Annotated in this window: 1 protein-coding gene; it reads left to right on the top strand. The window is 62.3% G+C overall.

From position 1 onward, the window contains the following. Positions 1-467 (top strand): DDE-type integrase/transposase/recombinase (locus tag ACT3T5_RS19625; protein ID WP_444595337.1); only part of this gene is annotated, 467 nt, incomplete at both ends.

Raw genomic sequence — 467 nt, 5'->3', positions numbered from 1 at the left:
TACGGCTACCGGCTCCTGGTCGACGAAGCCGCCGAGGCCGGTGAGGAGATGTGTGAGCGCACGGCGTGGAGGATCTGCCGGGACAACCAGTGGTGGTCGGTGTTCGGTAAGAAGCGCGGCAAGAACGGGAAGCGCCCCGGCCCGCCGGTTCACGACGATCTCGTGAAGCGGGACTTCTCCGCCGATGACGTCAACGAATTGTGGCTGACCGACATCACCGAGCACTGGACCGACGAGGGCAAGCTCTACCTCTGCGCCATCAAAGATGTGTTCTCCGGCCGGATCGTGGGCTACTCGATCAGCGACCGGATGAAGGCTCGTCTTGCGGTGAACGCCCTGGACAACGCGATATCCAGGCGTCGAGACGCCGCAGGTTGCATCGTGCATTCGGACCGTGGATCTCAGTTCAGGTCACGGAAATTCGTGCACGCCCTGAACCGTCATCACCTCATCGGATCGATGGGCCA

It is taken from the genome of Brachybacterium sp. AOP3-A1-3 (assembly GCF_052378285.1).
Taxonomy (GTDB): Bacteria; Actinomycetota; Actinomycetes; order Actinomycetales; family Dermabacteraceae; genus Brachybacterium.
This window is presented reverse-complemented; position numbering and strand designations above follow the sequence as displayed.